The organism is Rhodospirillum sp. A1_3_36 (assembly GCF_047263945.1).
In the GTDB taxonomy this organism is placed as follows: domain Bacteria; phylum Pseudomonadota; class Alphaproteobacteria; order Rhodospirillales; family Rhodospirillaceae; genus Rhodospirillum.
Map to the genome: position 1 here is coordinate 1 of NZ_JBLAVB010000060.1, position 3,836 is coordinate 3,836.

4 protein-coding genes are annotated in these 3,836 nt (G+C 46.5%); all 4 read right to left on the bottom strand.

What is annotated here, in order from left to right:
* Positions 1 to 220: 220 nt before the first annotated feature.
* The 4 genes from ACLIRY_RS26670 to ACLIRY_RS26685 all read right to left on the bottom strand — a co-directional run bounded on the left by ACLIRY_RS26670 (position 221) and on the right by ACLIRY_RS26685 (position 3,544).
* Positions 221 to 1,036 (bottom strand): hypothetical protein, encoded by an 816-nt coding sequence (locus ACLIRY_RS26670; protein ID WP_413208459.1) that lies wholly within the window; start codon positions 1,034 to 1,036, stop codon positions 221 to 223.
* Between the two features lie 299 nt (positions 1,037 to 1,335).
* Positions 1,336 to 1,755, bottom strand: a complete 420-nt coding sequence (locus ACLIRY_RS26675) for a hypothetical protein (protein ID WP_413208460.1) — start codon at positions 1,753 to 1,755, stop codon at positions 1,336 to 1,338.
* 10 nt (positions 1,756 to 1,765) lie between these two features.
* Positions 1,766 to 2,941 carry an EndoU domain-containing protein gene (locus ACLIRY_RS26680; RefSeq protein WP_413208461.1) on the bottom strand — a complete coding sequence of 392 codons (1,176 nt, stop codon included), beginning with the start codon at positions 2,939 to 2,941 and terminating at the stop codon, positions 1,766 to 1,768.
* A gap of 210 nt (positions 2,942 to 3,151) precedes the next feature.
* On the bottom strand, positions 3,152 to 3,544 hold the full coding sequence (locus ACLIRY_RS26685; protein WP_413208462.1) for a hypothetical protein: 393 nt from the start codon (positions 3,542 to 3,544) through the stop codon (positions 3,152 to 3,154).
* Between the last annotated feature and the right edge of the window lie 292 nt (positions 3,545 to 3,836).

The window sequence follows — 3,836 nt, forward strand, 5'->3', positions numbered from 1 at the left end:
AAAAGTGGCGTCACCCAGGGTCATGACATTGGGGTCCGAGAAACTGATCCCCGTCTGCTCCTGGAAATAATCCGAGCCGTAGAAGGTGCCGAAGTCCGTGTAGTCGAAGCGGGTTTCGTACAGGTGCGACGACGCGATCAAACTCAGATTTGGGCATCACAACGACAACGACTTCGAAGTTACCCGCTATCCCATAGCGATTGTAGTCTCTCCAAAGAATTTAGATTTGATCTTTCGACGGCATGAAGCGCTCAGCTTCTGCCATCCAATCAACAGCGCCGGCAGCACGAAGCTTATCGCGTATTTTAATAGCTTCTTCGCGTACAGCTTCATCCTCAAATACAGAGACACCGTCTCCCAATTTCACAAGGATGCCCTCTTTGTATTCAGTCGTTCTTGGGTCATCCTTCAATGCAGCAATAACTTTAGCATTTTTTGTATACGACATCCAGCCTAGAGTATATCTATCTATAGATCTGTCTAAAACAGAAGACCTGAAACTATTTGATGACAAATAACACGTGTAAGCACCAAGAGATTCAATGAGAAAATCAAAAATTGCTTGAGGCTTCTCCATATCGCTCGTTGACCACGCCATATTATCCTGTCCGGGTAGGTAATCTGGAATATGAATAACAATGCTACTTAAGGAATTTTCCTTATTTTGACCCAAATCTACATTAATCGTTATCATATTTTTCTTTCTATTTCTTTGTGGGTAGTCACTGAATACACATGAAAATCCGTAAACCGTTTTAGAATCCGGCATTAGCCTCATCGTATCTGGATTGCTCTCGCTAAAAAAACGTACATCTTTATTATCCATTGCCTTAAAAACAATCTCTTCAAAGTCTGAATAATCTTCAGAAAATTCCAAGTGAGCCTGCTTAGCAGTTGTGCCAGAAACATCGAAAGGCATACCCCAAGGTGAGACCCGTGAAAACCCGATAAAAAATTTTTTCAAACAATCCGACGCCTCGCGAGCGCACAGAGGTCCAGTCGGCCAAGAGGCCGCAAAAAACATTTCATCTCGCATATTCCTGCTCCTTATTGTGGTGTTATGACAATGCGAATGGTGCTCTGATTAATCGGGTTAGCGCTATCAACTACTGTATCAAAGGCATTTTGCACACGGGTGGCCGCAGCTTGATCGGGTACGTGCCATTCAACTGTTCTCCCGGTCTGCTCAGCAATGGTTTGCTGCCTACGCGCTTGGTTCACAACGCTAGAATTTGACCAAGATTGGTCATTTCTTGGCCAGCAAGTCCAACATTTTGCGTCAATGAGCGTATTCGTCTGAGGATTATATCCATTCACAAAATCTCCAGACAGATACTAAGAATCGTAAAAATCTGGAATCTTAAAATACAAAAAACATTTATCTATTTTATTTAAATTCAACTTTCTACCGTCTGGACTATTTTTTACTAACCATTGGACCAGCTTAGGGTAGATATACCAATCAACTAAAGGGCCACCTTCGGTGATATCTATATTTTCATCCAAAATGGCTGGGTGGTCGAAGTTGCACTTCCTTGCCATTGACAACCATAAATTCGGATCCGATGGATAAAATGCAGTTTGATGGACGAGCCCTAAAAGGAAGGCCTCATATACAAATTCTTCCTCTTGGTTTGAATTAACGAAATAATTTGCACCTTCGACATCCTCTATCCCAATTCTCTTTAAAAGAAATGGATAATCAACCAATTTAGAGAGAAACGTCCTAACTTCACGTATCGAATCATTATCCATAGTTACGACCTCATGGATTTACCGGGACACTCGGACCCGCAACGGGAAAACCTGTGGAAATTTGACCTGGATAACGAGGATGGTTATCAGGGTATAAATCTACCCTTATTTCTACACCATCCCGAACACCATATACTTGAGTTCCATGAGTTGATGAAACTCTACGCGAAGCAGGATCCGTAGCTACATCGGAAATATTATGCAGAATTCTCTGTTCATCCCAACTCGATGGGAACTCGGTCTTTCCAGATACGCCTGTGCCAGGTCCATGACGATTCATGATGTGATCACGCCTAAATCCGACGAGATCAATTGGTTGATCAATCGGGTGCAAAGCAAAGGTAGCCCCAGCATTACCCCTCTTAACAAGATCGTCATACGCGGACGACCCCGGATGCGTGATCGTACCATCAACGTGTGCGACGACAGCCGTTCCGTCAGCATCTTGGACCCAAGTATAGCCGCTCGGCAAGACAGGGCGGTTGGGGCCTACCCCATCATTAATCACCGTCCAGCCAGAGGGAAGCCTTCTTTCAACCTGCATCCTCGTAATGATCGTTTTCGCGACACCGGACACCTTTTTGGCGGCGGCGGCTCCCCCGAGGACAAAGCCGACCGTGATCACCCCCAGGGAGGCCAGGGCCATCGCTTCTCCATGGGTCAAGGTTGCGTCCTGCCCCTGAAGGAAGCCCGCCGCTTTCGAGATTCCCTCTTCCACATAGGGTCCGAGGAGTTCTTCCGATGCGGTGCTCACGGCCTGCTCAACCGTCGCCTGCAAGACCGTTCCAGCCGGTCCGGTGGTAACCGTCGTCACCGCGAACTTGACTCCTCGCACGATGACTTCCGCAGCCGTCCCGTAAGTATCAATCCAATAATTCAACTCAACCGCAAGCTGCTCCGCTTTGCCGCCGAGCGTTTTCAGGGTCGTTTGATCTTGGGTCCCTGCCGCACCTCCAATGTCGATGACCAAACCATCCGCATCGGAATTCGGCACGTAAGCGTATTGATTGATGTAGGAGGGCGCCCCATTCACGATGACTGGATTGCCCTGGGCGTCCGTGTTCAAGAGTTTTCCGGCCAGCAAATGCTGCCGGGCCGCCTCAATGTCCGCAGGACTGAGGCCTTGTGCGGTCAGATAAGCAATTTGCTCCTCAACATTCGATCCAACTGGGGCTCGCAAGTCCATGCCGAATACAGATCCGTCACCGGAACCGCCAAGCTCAAGGGACACGCCCCACTGGCCGCTATGCGCGATCTCGTGAACGGAACGTTTGCGCTCGCCTGAGCAGCCCTACTGCCAACCACCTGAGCAATTACGCATCCATACGCATGATGATCAGAAGGCTCTGTAAAAAAATAAAAATGACTTCGGGCAGACTCTCAGATAAAAACTTCGTCAGTTTGCTAATATAAATATACTATCATCCTCGAATTTCAATGAAAAGCCGAATTTATTTGAAAATTCGAGATATATTATTTCGTGCTTATCTGTTTTAAAATTACTAATTTTTGAAACATTAGAAGAATGTTGAATATTTTTAGGTAAGGATAATTGAATTGGTGCCAGAAATGTGAACCCTATCTCAGCTGCATAATAAATTGCCGAGAATTCTTCTATAACACGGAATCGTCCTCTTCCATTAGATGTAATCCACCTCGATTTCCCCCCAGGCAACCTGATACATAGAGCAATTGGGTTCGAGAAGTCGATATTTTTTTCAAAGAAATAAACTGCATACAAATCATTTATTTTACTTACAGAAAATTCTTTTAAAATGTCAATGCTCATCTGATTGCCTCCTTTACCGAAGGGTTCTCCAGCCCGTTTTTGAGGATGGTCACAAAATTACCCTCTGGTGTTGTCACGACAACGTCCCTTCCTTTTATATAGAACAAAACGTCTCCCCTCGATCCTCCTGTACCGTAATTGCTCACGGGGTTGGCGGCAGGCGCTTCAAGCGAGTGCGAAACTGCCCTGGATGAGATCGCGGATAGCGTCCAGCGGCGCTTGCCCCTTGAGCCTGGCGGTTCCGGTGACGGATCTGTATCCGGCATGAATTTGCGAGCCCCAGTCGGATCGG

Bases quoted from the DNA above. Each gene is read 5' to 3' on its own strand.
- ACLIRY_RS26670 (WP_413208459.1), bottom strand. From the start codon at position 1,036: ATGCGAGATGAAATGTTTTTTGCGGCCTCTTGGCCGACTGGACCTCTG.
- ACLIRY_RS26675 (WP_413208460.1), bottom strand. From the start codon at position 1,755: ATGGATAATGATTCGATACGTGAAGTTAGGACGTTTCTCTCTAAATTG.
- ACLIRY_RS26680 (WP_413208461.1), bottom strand. From the start codon at position 2,941: ATGGACTTGCGAGCCCCAGTTGGATCGAATGTTGAGGAGCAAATTGCT.
- ACLIRY_RS26685 (WP_413208462.1), bottom strand. From the start codon at position 3,544: ATGAGCATTGACATTTTAAAAGAATTTTCTGTAAGTAAAATAAATGAT.